The following is a 15944-nucleotide window of genomic DNA, read 5'->3' on the forward strand; positions in this document are numbered from 1 at the left end:
CTCTGCTTGGCATACCCTATTAAGGCGGATTTAAAACGGCTCGGGCACGCTTAAGTAGTGGTTTTTTGTGAAAGGGAACTTATGGCAGAGGAACAACAAGAACATTTAAAGCGGGACATCAAGTTAGGGCAAGTTTTGATGATTGCTTTGGGGGGGACAATTGGGACGGGGTTATTTGTGGGCACGGGGGGCAATATTGCCAACGCCGGACCCTTAGGCACTCTGCTAGCTTATATTGCAGGTGGGGTGATTGTGTATTCTATTATCCTCTCTTTAGGGGAGCTAGCAAGCGTTTATCCTAGCACGGGGAGTTTTGGAGATTATGCCACGCGTTTTATTGGTCCAGCGACTGGCTACATGGTGTTTTGGATGTATTGGGTGGGCTGGATTGTTACCGTGGCGGTGGAATATTTTGCTGTGGGTGTGCTGATGCAACGCTGGGTTGATCCAAAAGTCATCCCCATTAGCTATTGGGCAGGTGCTTGCGTGGCGTTAGTTTTCTTGCTAAATGTGTTTTCGGTGCGTGTTTTTGCGCGCGGAGAATTTTTCTTGGCCTCTGTGAAAGTGTTTGCGGTGTTTATTTTCATTGTGCTAGGCGTGATTGGGATGATTTATCAAATCTATTTGCACGGCATAGGGAGTATTTTTGCTAACTTCTACATAGAACACCCCACCAAAGAGCTCCAAGAGGGGTTGTTTCCTAAGGGGATTCACGGGGTTTTTGGAGCGATCTTGGCAGTCATCTTTGCCTATACGGGCACAGAGATCGTAGGTGTAGCCGCTGGGGAAGCTAAAAACCCCGATATAGCAATGCCAAAAGCCATTAAAGCGACTTTGTGGCGCATTGTATTTTTCTTTTTAGGCTCTGTGATCATCATCTCAGTGTTTTTGCCCATGACAGATTCTAGCATTACTAAAAGCCCTTTTGTAAGCACCTTAGAGCGTATCCCTTTGCCCTTTTTTGGCACGGGTATCCCCTATGCAGCCGACATTATGAATTTTGTCATCATCACCGCCATTCTCTCTACAGCCAACTCAGGAATTTACGCCTCTAGCCGTATGGTCTATGGTCTAGCCCAAAAAAAGATGTTCCCTCCTATCTTTGCTAAACTCAACAAGCAAGGCACGCCCGTTTATGCGATGTATTTGTCCATGGCTTGTACCCTTTTGATCATGTTTGGCAATGAATACGCCAAAAGTGGCAAGATCAAAGAGATGATGGAAGATCTGATTAACATTATTAGCTTTAGTGTGATTATCGTGTGGATTAGTGTAAGCGTGGCGCAATACAATTTTAGAAAGCAATTTGTAGCTTCGGGCAAGTCTTTAGACGAGCTCCCCTACCGCGCGCCTTTCTTGCCCTTGATTCAATTAATTGGGATCAGTGGGTCTATTATTGGGGTTATTGGGGCGTATATGGACCCTGAACAGCGCACTGGGGCGTATTTAACAATTGGGTATGCCATTTTATGTTATGTGGGCTATTACTTTACTAAAGACAAATGGGGCTACCAGCACCAGCAGGGGCTTTAATTTGCAAATTTTAGATACAATGCACCCCTACACTCATTACTTAAAAGGAATTTTATGCGATTTATGGCAGTAGGCGTGGCATTAGTGGCGAGTTTGTATGCAGTTGGAGGAGGGCATATTCAGATTCAAGACATGCCAGAAGTCCAAAAGCGCATAGGAGCAGACAATAGCTCTAGCACCATTTATTCTTACAACACTTCGGTTAAAGAGGCAACTAAAGCTGTAGTAAATATCTCCACACAAAAGAAAATCAAAAGTGGTTTTATGGGTGGAGGCTTGTTTAACGATCCTTTTTTTCAACAATTTTTTGGCGATTTGTATAATTCCATTCCTAAGGATCGCGTAGAAAGGGCTTTAGGGAGTGGGGTGATCATTTCTTCGGATGGCTATATTGTTACTAATAACCATGTGATTGACAAGGCAGATAAAATCACGGTAACTCTCCCGGGAAGCAATAAAGAATATGTTGCTACTTTGGTAGGAACAGATGCAGATGGAGATTTAGCTGTCATCAAGATCAACAAAACCGGTCTTCCTTTCATCAAATTTGCCAATAGTAGTAATATTTTAGTGGGCGATTTGGTTTTTGCTATTGGCAATCCCTTTGGTGTGGGCGAAACGGTTACACAGGGGATTGTTTCAGCTTTAAATAAAAACGGCATTGGCATTAACAATTACGAAAACTTCATCCAAACCGATGCCTCTATTAATCCGGGTAACTCGGGGGGTGCGCTTATTGATAGTCGCGGGGGGCTTGTAGGAATCAATACGGCCATTCTTTCTAATACGGGGGGCAATCATGGCATCGGTTTTGCTATCCCTTCTAATACGGTTAAGAGCACGGTCGCCCAGCTCATCAAAACCGGCACTATTCATAGGGGTTATTTGGGTGTGAGCGTTCAGAATGTAAGTAGTGAGCTGGCTAATAGCTACAATGGCCAAGAGGGGGCAGTTGTGGTGAGTATTGAAAAAGATTCTCCGGCTAAAAAAGCAGGTTTGATGATTTGGGACTTGATTACAGATGTGAATGGCAAAAAGATTAAAAATGCAGCCGATCTGCGCAATACCATTGGATCGCTTAGTCCTAATCAGCGCGTTACACTTAAGTTTATGCGCAACAAAAAAGAACACATGATTAGTCTTGTCTTGAGTGAGCGCAGAAATCCTAATAAAACCGAAGCCAGCACGCCCCATGAAAGTACAGATGGGCAACTCAATGGCCTTAAAGTTCAAACCCTTACCCCAAGAATGCGCAAGGGCATGCGTCTCCCTGAAGAGATTCAAGGAGTCTTTGTTGAGGATGTAAAATCCAATTCTAAAGCAGAAGAAGTCGGTTTTAGACGCGGCGATATTATTGCCCAAATTGAAATGATAGCTGTGCGTAGCGTGGAGGATTTTAACCGCGCTCTTATCAAGTATAAAAACCAACCTAAACGCTTTTTAGTTTTTGATCCCAATTTAGGCACTTACAAACAAATCGTTGCCAAGTAATTAGGTTAAAAAAGGAGGGGGGCTGTGCTCTCCTCGGTCTGTTGGTTTTGCTCAATGGGGGTTTTAGATGTGCCATAGTAAGTTTCCCCATCAATCTTTTGGCTGGTTACTCCTTCAGGAACGGGAAAATGGCGCGGAAGAGCTGGGTTGAGCTTTAAGGCGTTTCTTAAAAAGTCTGCAAAAACCGGAGCAGCAACATTGCCCCCTCCCATTCCTCGTCCAATACTGCTATTATCATCGCGCCCATACCACACAATGACTTGCAAACTAGGACTAAAACCACAAAACCACCCGTCTACATAGTTATTAGAAGTGCCTGTTTTACCGGCAACTTCAATACCGGGCACATGTGCCCTCTTGCCTGTGCCTCTTTGCACGACTTCTTTAAGAATAGAGAGAGTTAAAAAAGCTTGCGCTTGGGGGAGAATCGTTTTAGGAGGGATGAGCTGGAGTAACTTCGCTTCTCCATGGGCATCGATCACTTCTGAGATTAAAACGGGCTCTAAGAGAGTGCCATAGTTTGAGAAAAGGGAGTATTGCATACTCGCTTCCAAAGGCGAGATTCCAAAACTACCCAGAGAGATAGACATGTTTTTGGGCAAATCCGCAAATCCAAAGCCACTAAGACCTTGATAAATGGTATCAAAGCCAATCGTATCTACAAGGTTAATGGTAGCTAAATTGACAGAATTGATGAGAGCTTTTTTAAGAGTGATGAAACCAGAAAATTTGTGATTGTAATTCTTAGGCTGCCAATTTTTAGCCGCGCTACTATTAAAGGTGCGCGCCACATCTGGGATCAAAGACGCGCTAGAAAGCCCGTGCTCAAAGGCAATTTGGTAAATAAAGGGTTTAATACTACTCCCAAATTGGCGTTTAGCCTGTGTCGCTCGATTAAAAGAGCTTTTGGCATAATCCACTCCCCCTACCATTGCCAAAATATGCCCGCTTTTAGAGTCTGTTACCACAATCGCACCATTAAGAGTGTCATCACTCTCTTCATGTAATTTGGCACTAATATCTTCATAGCCATGTATGAGAGCTTGACGCGCGAGGTTTTGGTAATCCAAGTCTACAAAGAGCTTAATTGTGTAGCCACCGGTTTTAAGATCGGGCAAAAAGCCCAAAGTGCGCACCACCTCATCTACCACATAAGGAGCGACATTCTGGGTTGTGGTGGTGTGATAGACCTTAGGAACTTCTGAGAGCGCGCTTTGCATCTCCTGAGAGGTGATCCAGCCCAGATTAGCCATGCGCCGCACAATGCTATTAGCCCGCGTGAGAGAAAAATCTAAATGTTTGGTGGGGTCGTAAAAAGAGGGCGCGCGTGGGAGTGCCATAAGCATGGCAATTTCTTTCAAACTTAGGGCATTGAGAGGCTTTTTAAAATAGCCCAAACTGGCTGTTTTGACCCCATAAAAGCCATGCCCAAAAAAGGTTTGATTTAAGTAGCGTTCTAAGATCGCCTCTTTGCTGATCTTTTGTTCTAATTTAAGCGCAAGTACCATTTCTTTAATCTTGCGATCTAGGGTTTTCTCACGCGTAAGCAACATATTTTTTACTAGCTGTTGGGTGAGCGTGCTCCCCCCCTCGCTGTATTTTTGATGGCGCAAATTTTTCACAAAAGCGCGCATGATCGCATCTAAGTTAATCCCATTGTGCTCAAAAAAGAGAGTGTCTTCCACTGCCAAGAGGGCTTCAATCATCTTAGGGGGGATTTCCTCAAAGGGAGCGTAAATACGAAATTCCCGATCGTAGAGATTGGCGATCAAACGCCCCTTTGTGTCCAAAATCTTGCTAGCCAAATCCGGCTTATAATGCACAATTTTTTGTACCTCTGTGCCTGCCTCACCCCATAAAAAGAGCAAATACCCTCCACCCACCACGCCCCCAATAAGCACGGGCAGAATGAAGAGAACCCAAAGAATTTTTTTTAGAATCTGTATCATGCCCCTAGAACTTTTTCTTATTTGCGTCTTCTAAAATATCTGAGGAGATTCGATCGATGTTATTTCCCACTTCTAAAGAAGTGTGCGCGATCTCCAAATTACGCGCCGTATCTGCTTTAAAAGTATCTAGGGTAGAATTAATGCTTTCTACATTTTCTGCCTGCGCACGAATCGACTCGCTAGTGTCTCCAATGCTTTGAGCCAAGACATTGATATTGCTCTCAATTTCACCCAAAGATTTTTGGGTGCGCTCGGCTAGCTTGCGCACTTCATCAGCCACCACTGCAAAGCCACGCCCGTGCTCACCGGCGCGTGCAGCTTCAATAGCAGCATTCAGAGCTAACAAGTTGGTTTGATCGGCAATATCTTTAATGATCTCTACAATGTTGCGAATATCTTGCCCTTGCGCGATCATCTCCTCGCTTTTTTGCTCAATGCTAGTAATGCTTTGGACTATTTGTTCAATAGATTGAGAGGTTTGAATAAGACTTTGATTTTGCTGGTTAGCACTTTTGGCAAGGCTATCAATGCAGGCTTTAAGTCCCTGAGACTCTTTAGTGAGCGCGCTGGCAAACTCCAAAGAAGCCCGTAACATCTTTTTGATCTCCATACCTAATGCATCTACAGATTTCTCCATGTCACCTGTGGGGTTGGGTATCCCTTGAGTAAAATCCAAACTTTGATAGCGTTCAAAGGCATTGTTAATAGTGGCAATATGCGACCCAATGTGCTTTTGCAAATAAAAGACCACATCATTAAAGAGATCTTTGAGTTGCAAGAGATCAGGATTGTTGGGTGTGGCGACAATTTTTTGGGTAAAGTCTCCCTCTTTAATGCGACGCACCACGCCTAGCATGTCTTCAATGGTGGCACTATCAGCTTTGGTGTTTTCATAAATTTTGCGGATATTGTCATTGATAGATTGTTGCATCTGCCCGATCTCATCAAGCATTCTAGCTTCAACAATATGGACATTTTGGGTGGTTCTAGGATCGTTGAGTAGTCTAAAAAAACCACTCAAAGTCTTAGAAACTACTATAATACGGCTACCCACCAAATAACGCACCAAGAAGTACACCGTAATAATCAAGACCAAAACAACCACAATTCCAGTGATCAAAATCAAGCCTTGCAGATAATGGGCCGCGGTAAACACCTCATCTTTGCTCACAAAGCGTGCTAAGGCCCAATTAAATTTGAAGTCCTCCGGACCAATTTTGCTAAAAATATCGAAAGTTTTAACGACCAAAAAAGCATCTTTAGCCTCACTGATGGAGTAGTAATCTAGCACACCCGATCCCCTTGCCTTGACCATGTCCATAAGATGCTGTGCGCTTGCATGGGGGTTGACCTCAGTTAAAACTTTTCCTTGAAGATTTTTATCTTGCACAAGCAACAAATACCCATCTTCTCCCATCACAAATGTGTCATTTCTTTTGCGCATGACAATGTCTGCAAAGCTATCAATATCCACAAAGGCGGTCATCACGCCTACAAATGTCGCATGATCGTGCTCCCCTCGTGTTAGGGGTACACTCAAATCAAAGCCAAAAACCTCCTGACCATCAATCTTTCTAGAATAAGGTTTACTTTTAATGAGTTTTAGAGTTCTTGCTACTTGGTGATAGATTTCTGGGTTATAAAGGTCTTTTTTTCGCACTATTGTGAAGGAAGAACCGCTTCGGTATATGACATACGATCCATTTGGATCGTTAGGTAAAGTCAAACTAATCAGTTTGACATTGGTGGTAGATACATCGATCAAAAATCTCTGCACCAAACGCGTCCGCTCTTGCTCATCATGCTCAAGGTCTATGGAGGTCAAATCATTCCCTAAAGTGTTAAGGCGCGCGAACATCCTATTCATTACTCGTTGCAAGCGCGCCGCGCCCTCGTCTACATTGCTGGTTAGGCGATCAATTGTATCCACCCGTGTAACATCTCTAACCTGTCTTCCAATCACAAATCCTAAAACTGCGATACCAAGCACAACGACAAAACAAACTCCCGTGATGATCTTGGTGCCAATCCCCAATTTAGAAAACATAAAACCTCCCTAAAAACTTCTGTTTTTTAAAAATCTTTTTTCAAAATTTCTTCTACTTTTAAAATGGAGACAAGTTTATCTTCGCGCTTGCCAATCCCAAAAATGAGCTGGTTATTTTCTAGGAGAGTTTCAGGCACCGGATCGATGTCAGATTGTTTAATACGGATGGCTTCTGTGAGTCTGTCAATATAAAAACCGGCAATTTGATCGTTGTGGCGCACCACCAAATAACGCATGTCCTTATTGGGCTTTTCAGAGGGTAAGCCAAATTTGAGGCGCAGACTAATGAGGGGGAAGACATTCCCGCGCAGATTGAAAACCCCTAATACATATTTGGGGGTTTCGGGCACACGGGTACAATCGATGGGTTTGACGATCTCTAGAATATTTAGAATAGGAATGGCATATTCCTCACTTCCGATGATAAAGCCGATAAACTGCAGAATCTCCTCTGTGTCTCCTGCTTTGATCTCGTCCTTGTTCTTCTGTTTGTCAAAGATTTCTTTGAGTGCCATCGCGTCCTTCATGCTCTCTCCTTAATCCTATAATTTGATACTGCGCTTGACCACATTTGCCAAAAATTCTGGGCTATAGGGCTTGGTAATGTATTCAGTCATCCCGCTTTCCACCCCGCGGATACGATCGGTCTTTGTAACCCGCGAAGTTACTGCAATCAGAGGCAGATTTTTAAACTTGTTATATTTGCGCACTTCAGAGGCGAAAGCGTAGCCGTCCATTTTGGGCATTTCAATATCCACTAGCACGGCATCGGGCACTTTGTCCGCGTTTTTGACCATTTCTAAGCCCTCTAATCCATTGGTGGCTTCAATCACGGTGACTCCTAAGGGTTTTAAAGATTTGCGCATCATAGCCCGATCGGTACTGCTATCATCAATAGCGAGGATCACATAATCACTAGGTGCGTTTTTGGCGTTGTTGCTTTGGGCCTGATCAATCAAGTGGTTGACATTCACTTTGACATTTTTTGCCATCTCCATCATTGTGCCCACATCTACAATGAGTGTAATCTTGCCATCCCCGCGCACAGTCGCTCCGGCAATCCCCTTAGTGCTCTTAAGGTAGTAGCCTAGAGATTTGATCACCACTTCCTCTTGTCCGATCAAATAGTCCACGATCACCCCGATTTTTTGATCGGCCAAGCCGATGATGACCACATAGACTTCTTTAGAAGCCTCTAAGATCGCATCCACTTTAAAAATGTCAGCTAGGCGCACTAAAGAGAGCACTTCATCGCGCAGGCGTAAAACGCTCTTGCCATCCACGCTATAAATCTCATCTTGGCTAATGCGCACGGTCTCTAGCACAGAGGAGAGTGGGATGGCATAGTATTCCTCTTGCACGCCCACTAACAAGGCTTGGATGATCGCCAAAGTCAAGGGAATTTTGAGTTTTTGGGTGGTTTTTACCCCTACTTCTGATTCAAGTTCAATAATCCCATTGAGTTTTTCAATATTGGTTTTAACCACATCCATGCCCACACCCCGCCCAGAGACATTGCTTAAGGTCTTAGCAGTGGAGAAGCCGGGCTTAAAGATGATATTGAGGGCTTCTTTATCTGTCATCGTGCTGGCTTCCCTCTCGGTGATAACACCTTTTTCAATGGCTTTTTCTTTGAGTTTTTCAGGGTCCAGCCCCGCCCCATCATCGGTGATCTTGATCACGATATGGTTACCCTCATTGTAGGCACTGAGTTCCACACGCCCCATCTCAGGCTTGCCTAACATCTTGCGATCTTCGGGTTTTTCAATTCCATGGTCGCAGGAGTTGCGGATAATATGGATGAGCGGATCGCCAATCTCTTCTACAATAGATTTATCTAATTCGGTCTCTTCCCCATCAATCACTAGATCGATACTCTTGCCTAGTTCGCGACTAAGATCGCGCACCATGCGGGGGAATTTGTTAAACACTTTGCCAATAGGTTGCATGCGCGTTTTCATCACAGCTAACTGCAAATCTGTGGTAACCGCAGAAATAGAGGAGACCACTTGGTTGAGTTCCTCTAGGAATTTTTCTCCATCGTAACGCTCTTCTACATCTCCATAAATACGGATGAGGCGGTTTTTTCCTAGCACCAATTCCCCGATGAGATTCATCAAGTGATCCAAACGGCGCACATCCACGCGCACGGTTTGCTCCACACCTAGAGCGACTGATTTATCCTGCTCTTTCTTAGCCCCCTTAGGCGCGCTGGCTGGACTCTGTGGATTTGCAGATGGAGTAGCAGGCTTGGAGGGGGGAGGGGGTGGGGGGGTTGTGGCTTTGGGAGCAGGGGTGGGAGGAGTGGGAGTTTGCGCGCTCTCCTCTTTTTTTTGGGCACGGCGGGCTTTATCGGCCTCTTGACGGATTTTTAAGAGTCGCTCGATCTCCTTTTCCACCTCCTCAGGGCTCATATTGGCATAATCTGCCTCTGGTTCGCTTGAGAGAGGGTTATCTGCAGAGGATGGGGGCGGAGTAGTGGGCGCGCTCTCTGCAGGAGGAGGGGGAGGAGAAGGAGGGCTCTCCTGCGCGCCTTCTGGATTGCTTTGGGCGATGGCTTGTAATTCCTTAACAATGCCAGAAATATCTAGTCCAGCGTTCGCATCCGATCCGGTATTGCGAATGGTTACCAAGAGGGTTTTCATCATGTCTACTGAGCGCAAGACGACATCCATCACATCCGGGGTGATCTGCAATTCACTTTTGCGGGCGCGATTGAGCACATCCTCCATGTTATGGGTTAAATGGGTGAGTGTGTCCAAATTGAGGAATGAGCTAGAGCCCTTAATTGTATGCGCCACTCTAAAAATACGATTCAGTAAATCCAAGTCGTGCGGAGTGTGCTCCAACTCTACCAAGTCTTGGTCAAGTTGTTCGTTCATCTCAAAGGCTTCAACTAAGAAGTCCTCCATGATTTCGCGCATATCATCCATATTAGCACCTTTGCTTTTTATTAAATTATACTTCTTTTTGCTTATCCTAGAATTTTGCCCACTTCCTCAGCAAAACGATTCGCATCAAATTTCACCAAATAGCCCTTTACGCCCAAATCCAAAGCCTTTTGCGCGCTGTAATCATCGCAGATGGAAGAGTTAAATAGCACAGGAATATTAGCAAAACGCGCATCGTCTTGAATTTTGGAATAAAAATTATACCCATCCATTTTGGGCATTTCCACATCCGAAACAATCAGTTTGAGTACACGGCTTAAATTCTCACCATGTTGAGCATAGAGTTGCTCTAATTTGGCCAAGCCGTCTTCTCCGTCTACGGCTTCAACCACATCAAAGCCCAATTGCAATAAAGTGTTCTTAATGATCTTGCGCGCTGCTCTACTATCATCCAAAAATAACGCCGTACCCTCAAATTTTTTAGTGTGCTGTTTCTTTAAGGTGTCTCTGTGCGCATGTTCTACATGCACCTCAAAATCATTTAAAATACTCTCTAAGTCCAAAATCAACAGGGTTTTATCCCCTTCGATCTTAGTGGTGCCGGTGATGCGATCCTTGCCCGCATTGCTATGCGCGCTAAAAACAGCAGGCTTAACATCGCTCCAGCTAATACGCCGAATGCGCTTGGCTTCATGTACGATGAAACCCATTTTCACATGGCTAAACTCAGTGATCACAACTACCTTTTCCTCAATGCGGCTACTATCTTCTACAATACCTAGCCAAATGGAGAGATCAATGAGGGGCATCACCACAGATCGTAGGTCAAAAACCCCCACGACATAATCTAAATGTGTAGGAAATTCAAAGATTTCAGGCATCATGATGATCTCTTGCACTTTGGCGACATTGATCCCATAAATGCCCTCATAGGGTTGATCGCCCTGCAGGCCAAAAATACGAAAATCCACTAATTCGATTTCACCTAAATTTAAAGCCGTCTCCAAACTCTGTTCGGTCATAGCATACCCTATAGTGGTCTTGGCAAAATTTTACCCTAATTTCGCCAGTTTTCAGACATCCATGCCAAAGTAGGGGCTAGAGACGCGCCATAAAAGCTAGGTAAAGCGTAATAAAACCCCTTTTTACTCTGATAGCCCTTGCCCACATGAAAATGTCCCTCAATCACCCCGCCCAACTCTAGTCCTTTTTGGCGCGCGCACGCGCCATAACACGCTAAACGCTGCTTAGCAAAGCGCGCCCAAGCAGTGTGTGTCAATTCTAAATTGCGAATGCGTTTGGCATCAATGCGCCTTTGTACAAGAGGATAGAGCGCGGGTAGGGCATAGTCTATACCTCCTAAGAAGTAGAGCACTCCAGAGTAGCGTAGCAAGGAAATATAGAGTCCATAGCCCCAACCCACAAAGAGATCGCCATGGGCTAGGGCGAGGAGGCGATCTTGATAGAGAAAAAAAGCGGGTTGTTCTGCGCGCGCCAACACGCGCACATGTTCTAAGGCGCGCAAAGACCCTAAGAGCAGATCATGATTGCCCTCAAAATAAAAAACTTGACTGACACGGCTCAAGGCGTGGATTTGTGCCAAGACCTCTTTGTGGGGGGTTATACTGCTCTTAATAGAGCCTACTAATACATGGAAAATATCTCCCATGAAAAATACCTGTGTGGGGGGGGCACTTAAGAGCTGATCTAAGAGTTTGGGGAGAGCGCACGCGCGGGGTTTGTGGTGCGCGTCTGCAATAAAGATCGCTTCAGGGTGCAAAGAGGGGAGATTCACCCTCCCCCCATAAATTGCAGACATTCTAAATGGTCATTCTCTTGCAATTGGGTGCATGCCCAACTCTCTTTTTTGACCACCATACCATTGCGCGCCACCGCACACACGCGCGCATCAATGCCCAACTCTTCAATGAGTTTTTGTACGCTCAAAGACTGGTTAAAATGGCGAATCTCTCCATTGATTTTAATTTGCATAGCGTTCCTTTAGGTGTGGTAATTGGGGGATTCTTTGGTAATGTCCACATCGTGCACATGGGACTCTCTTAAGCCTGCGGCCGTGATTTGCACAAACTGCGCGTTTAGAGTCAATGTGGGGATGTCTGGCGCGCCCAAATAACCCATAGAGGCGCGCAACCCCCCTACTAATTGGTAGAGAATATCTGCGATTTTACCTCGATAGGGTACGCGCCCTTCAATGCCCTCTGGTACGAGCTTTTCAGAAGCCAAGCCCTCTTGAAAATAGCGATCTGAGCTACCCCGACTCATCGCTCCAATACTCCCCATGCCTCTATAACTCTTATACTGCCTGCCCTGATAAATAAGGGTATCCCCGGGGGATTCTTGGGTGCCAGCAATTAAGCTACCCACCATCACACAAGATGCGCCCACCGCTAGAGCTTTTGCCACATCTCCAGAGTAGCGAATCCCTCCATCGGCAATCACGGGGATTTGGTGTTTTTTGGCTTCTTGATAGCACGCGTCAATGGCACTAATTTGGGGCATACCCACCCCAGCCACGATACGCGTGGTGCAAATGCTCCCTGGACCAATGCCCACTTTTACCCCGTCTGCGCCCGCGCTAATGAGGTCTTTAGCTGCCTGACCTGTTACCACATTGCCCACCACCACATCTACTTCTAGCTCTTTTTTGATCGCCTCAAGGGTGTTTAAAATGTTGCGCGAATGCCCATGCGCGCTATCTAGCACCAGTACATCTACTCCCGCCTTGACCAAAGCGCGCGCGCGATCCAAGTGATTAGCCCCAATGGCCGCCCCCACGCGCAAACGCCCGTAAGCGTCCTTATTAGCATGGGGGTACTCAATGCGCTTTTGAATGTCTTTAATCGTGATAAGCCCTTTGAGCACCTTGCGATCATCAACTAGAGGTAGCTTTTCAATCTTGTGTTGGTGCATGATGGCTTGTGCTTGATCTAAACTTATCCCCACCGGAGCAGTGATCAACTTGTCCTTAGTCATCACCGCGCCTACCTTTTTGCTCCAATCGGTTTCAAAACGCATGTCGCGATTGGTTAAAATCCCAATGAGCACCCCCTCTGAGTTAATCACGGGCACACCAGAGATTTTATAATTGTCCGCAATGGCTTTTGCCTCACCCAAAGAAGCTTGTGCGTGGATATAGATTGGATCATGAATGACCCCGCTCTCGCTCTTCTTGACCTTGAGCACTTGCTGTACCTGCTCTTCAATCTCCATGTTTTTATGGATGATTCCTATGCCCCCTAAGCGCGCCATCGCAATCGCGGTGTCAAATTCGGTCACCGTGTCCATCGCCGCGCTCACAAAGGGGATATTCAAACCAATATGCGCGCTCAAATGGGAGGTGAGATTTACCTCTTTGGGCAACACTTCCGAGTAAGCGGGCACAAGAAGTACATCTTCAAAGGTGAGGGCTGTTTGTAAAAGTTGCATGCCTATCCTTTCCTTTATAAATCTAGGGTATCTTCCAAGCCATAGGCAATATCTAAAAGGAGTTGTTCTTCAAAGGCAGGCGCGATAAATTGCATGCCAACGGGCAATTTATGCGCATAAGCCACTGGCATAGAAATGGCAGGTAAGCCGGCTAAATTCACCCCCACCGTGTAAATATCGCTCAAATACATTTCTAGAGGGCTGGCATGCGCGTTGAACTTAGGAGCGACACTGGGCGCAACAGGGGCAAAAATCACATCCGCATCTTCAAAGAGTTTTTTATACTCATGCACAATATGGGCGCGCGCCTTTTGCGCTTTGAGATAATAAGCCTCGTAATAGCCGCTGCTGAGCACAAAATTGCCCAACATAATGCGCCTTTTGACCTCAGCCCCAAACCCTTGCGAGCGGGTTTTTACATAGAGTTCTTTAAGATTTTTGCCCTCTAGGCGATTCCCATAACGCACCCCATCAAAGCGGGCCAAGTTCGAACACGCTTCTGCGGTGCTCAGAATATAATATGCAGCGATGTGGTGCTTGTGATCGCCCATGCGCTGAGGCACTAGAGTATGCCCCATTTTCTCTAAAGTGTGTAGGCTATCTGTATAGGCCTTTTGCACCTCAGCACTAGCATCTTTTAAAGACTCTTCTAAGACCCCCACACGCAAAACCCGCTTAGGGTTGAGATGTTTGAAAGTCTGGCTAGGCTCTAGGGCTACGCTAGTAGAATCTTTAGGATCGTGTCCGCTGATAGCATCGAATAAAAGCGCGCAATCGCGCACATTTTGGGTAAGGGGCCCAATTTGATCCAAACTAGAGCTATAGGCCACTAAACCATAGCGACTCACGCGCCCATAAGTGGGTTTGAGCCCTACACAGCCACAATAACTCGCTGGCTGGCGAATCGAGCCTCCCGTATCGCTCCCCAGTGCGGCAATGGCAATTCCCCCAGCGACTGCACTTGCACTCCCTCCAGAGCTTCCCCCGGGGACGCGACTCAAGTCTCTTGGGTTTTTAACCGGACCATAACAGCTAGACTCGCTCGTGCTCCCCATTGCAAATTCGTCCATATTGGCTAGGCCAAAGGCGCACATGCCATGTTGGTGTAGGCGATTGATCGCTGTGGCGTTATAAGGAGCGATGTAGCCCTTTAAAATCTTGCTTGCGCAAGTGATCTCCCAACCCTCTACATTAATATTATCTTTAATAAGAATAGGCACTCCCGCCCCGCTAGACTTAGGCGCGCCGACATAGGCGTTTAATTCCGATCTTTCACTTACCTCTTGGGCTAGTTGTTGTTTAAATTCTTCTAAAGCTTGGGGGGAAAGCTTTAAAGCTTGCTCTAAGGTTAACATATCTTACCTCTAATTTTCGCCCTATTCTAACAAATGCCGGGTAAAAACTCTCTAAGAAAAACAAATAAGATTTCAATGTGTGGCTTATAAAGGCACAACTTCATAGAGTCGCTCATCATGCAAATGAGGGCTTGAAATCTTAGCTAAAACATGTTAGAATGCACACTTTTGGGGTGTTAGCTCAGTTTGGGAGAGCGCAACGCTGGCAGCGTTGAGGTCAGGGGTTCGAGCCCCCTACACTCCACCATTCCCTATTTCTTTAAATCCCTCACTCTTAGAATTGACTTGCCTGCAAAAAAAATGGCTAGAGTTCTTAGTTACAGACTCTTGACAAGCGCACTAAGGTGCGCTAGAATCTAAGTCTATTTTAAACTAGACAGAAAGGTTTCGTATGTCTCTTACAAGCCACAAGCCACAAGCCTAGCGTCTGCGCGCTCGCTCTAAGCACCACTCTTACACTTTTCTCTCTTGCTCCCTTAAGCGCAGAAGATAATGGCGTATTTATAGAGGGCGGTTTTCAGTATTCCAATTTTCAGTATGGTCAAAAAACACAGGGTGCAGGATTTGCAGAAGTGGCAAAACAATATGCAACTTTCTCTGGCAACCTCTTTGGTGCGGATATTCAAATTGGTTACAAACAATTCTTTGGGGGAGGTAAGATTTTTGGTTTACGCTATTATGGCTTTTTCAGCGGACAGGGAGGGAGCGGTTCGTATACCACGCAGCTATATGATGAAAATGGCAATCCCTACACGGCTAAGGTCAATCAACCCGCTGCAAATTTATTTTACGGCGTGGGTGCGGATTTTCTCTATAATTTTTATGAAAACTCTGATCAAACCTATGGGGCTTTTGTCGGTGTAATGATTGGAGGGAGCTCATGGCTGATGGGTGAAGCTAAATACGATGGGCAATGCGCAATCACAGATAACAATGGCAACTGCCAAACTTTGAACGAAGCTTCTAAACAAGCCGTAGCAGGTTTCAACGATGTTGATGGGGTAAAAGCTACCTTTTCTCCTACCTATGTGCAGTTCTTATTTAACATTGGCTTTAGAATGAACTTTACCAAACATCAAGGTTTTGAGTTTGGTGTGCGCATCCCCACCATTGATGACCCCTATGTCAAGCTTGAAGCAACCAAAAACATAGAAGGTCTTGCTAAGAAGGGCGACTATGGCATGCAAACCCTCAGACGCACAGTGGGGGTCTTTGCTAACTATGTGATCAA

General features: G+C 45.6%; 12 protein-coding genes and 1 tRNA gene. 4 read left to right on the forward strand and 9 right to left on the reverse strand.

What is annotated here, in order from left to right; genetic code table 11:
- The first annotated feature begins 81 nt into the window (after positions 1-81).
- Both C6H00_RS00250 and C6H00_RS00255 read left to right on the forward strand, forming a co-directional pair.
- Positions 82-1533, forward strand: a complete 1452-nt coding sequence (locus tag C6H00_RS00250; RefSeq protein WP_104749061.1) for an amino acid permease — start codon at positions 82-84, stop codon at positions 1531-1533.
- Between the two features lie 54 nt (positions 1534-1587).
- A complete protein-coding gene (locus C6H00_RS00255) occupies positions 1588-3024 on the forward strand; it encodes a Do family serine endopeptidase (protein WP_104749062.1) in 1437 nt (478 codons plus the stop codon).
- 5 nt (positions 3025-3029) lie between these two features.
- Here C6H00_RS00255 and C6H00_RS00260 read toward each other — a convergent pair whose 3' ends face one another.
- The 9 genes from C6H00_RS00260 to gatA are packed head-to-tail and all read right to left on the reverse strand — an operon-like array spanning position 3030 to position 14713.
- Complete coding sequence (locus tag C6H00_RS00260; RefSeq protein WP_104749063.1) at positions 3030-4973, reverse strand: transglycosylase domain-containing protein; 1944 nt, start codon at positions 4971-4973, stop codon at positions 3030-3032.
- Between the two features lie 4 nt (positions 4974-4977).
- Positions 4978-7020 carry a methyl-accepting chemotaxis protein gene (locus C6H00_RS09040; RefSeq protein WP_104749064.1) on the reverse strand — a complete coding sequence of 681 codons (2043 nt, stop codon included), beginning with the start codon at positions 7018-7020 and terminating at the stop codon, positions 4978-4980.
- 26 nt (positions 7021-7046) lie between these two features.
- On the reverse strand, positions 7047-7547 hold the full coding sequence (locus C6H00_RS00270) for a chemotaxis protein CheW (RefSeq protein WP_233704326.1): 501 nt from the start codon (positions 7545-7547) through the stop codon (positions 7047-7049).
- Between the two features lie 15 nt (positions 7548-7562).
- On the reverse strand, positions 7563-9953 hold the full coding sequence (locus C6H00_RS00275) for a hybrid sensor histidine kinase/response regulator (RefSeq protein WP_104749065.1): 2391 nt from the start codon (positions 9951-9953) through the stop codon (positions 7563-7565).
- A 41-nt stretch (positions 9954-9994) separates the two neighbouring features.
- Positions 9995-10933, reverse strand: coding sequence for a chemotaxis protein (locus C6H00_RS00280; protein WP_104749066.1), 939 nt, complete (start codon positions 10931-10933; stop codon positions 9995-9997).
- Positions 10934-10968: 35 nt separating this feature from the next.
- Complete coding sequence (locus tag C6H00_RS00285) at positions 10969-11730, reverse strand: metallophosphoesterase (protein WP_158655692.1); 762 nt, start codon at positions 11728-11730, stop codon at positions 10969-10971.
- Positions 11703-11903, reverse strand: a complete 201-nt coding sequence (gene thiS / locus C6H00_RS00290) for a sulfur carrier protein ThiS (RefSeq protein ID WP_104749068.1) — start codon at positions 11901-11903, stop codon at positions 11703-11705. Before thiS ends, C6H00_RS00285 begins: the two co-directional genes overlap by 28 nt.
- Positions 11904-11912: 9 nt before the next feature.
- Entirely contained in the window at positions 11913-13358 is a 1446-nt protein-coding gene (gene guaB / locus C6H00_RS00295) for an IMP dehydrogenase (RefSeq protein ID WP_104749069.1), read from the reverse strand.
- A gap of 14 nt (positions 13359-13372) precedes the next feature.
- Entirely contained in the window at positions 13373-14713 is a 1341-nt protein-coding gene (gene gatA, locus C6H00_RS00300; RefSeq protein ID WP_104749070.1) for an Asp-tRNA(Asn)/Glu-tRNA(Gln) amidotransferase subunit GatA, read from the reverse strand.
- 170 nt (positions 14714-14883) lie between these two features.
- On the opposite strand from gatA, the gene C6H00_RS00305 reads away from it, so the two are divergent.
- Positions 14884-14960: transfer RNA gene (locus C6H00_RS00305), tRNA-Ala, on the forward strand.
- 325 nt (positions 14961-15285) lie between these two features.
- A partial coding sequence (locus C6H00_RS00310; RefSeq protein WP_104749071.1) for an outer membrane protein occupies positions 15286-15944 on the forward strand: 659 nt, incomplete at its 3' end.

The organism is Helicobacter cynogastricus (assembly GCF_900197855.1).
In the GTDB taxonomy this organism is placed as follows: Bacteria; Campylobacterota; Campylobacteria; order Campylobacterales; family Helicobacteraceae; genus Helicobacter; species Helicobacter cynogastricus.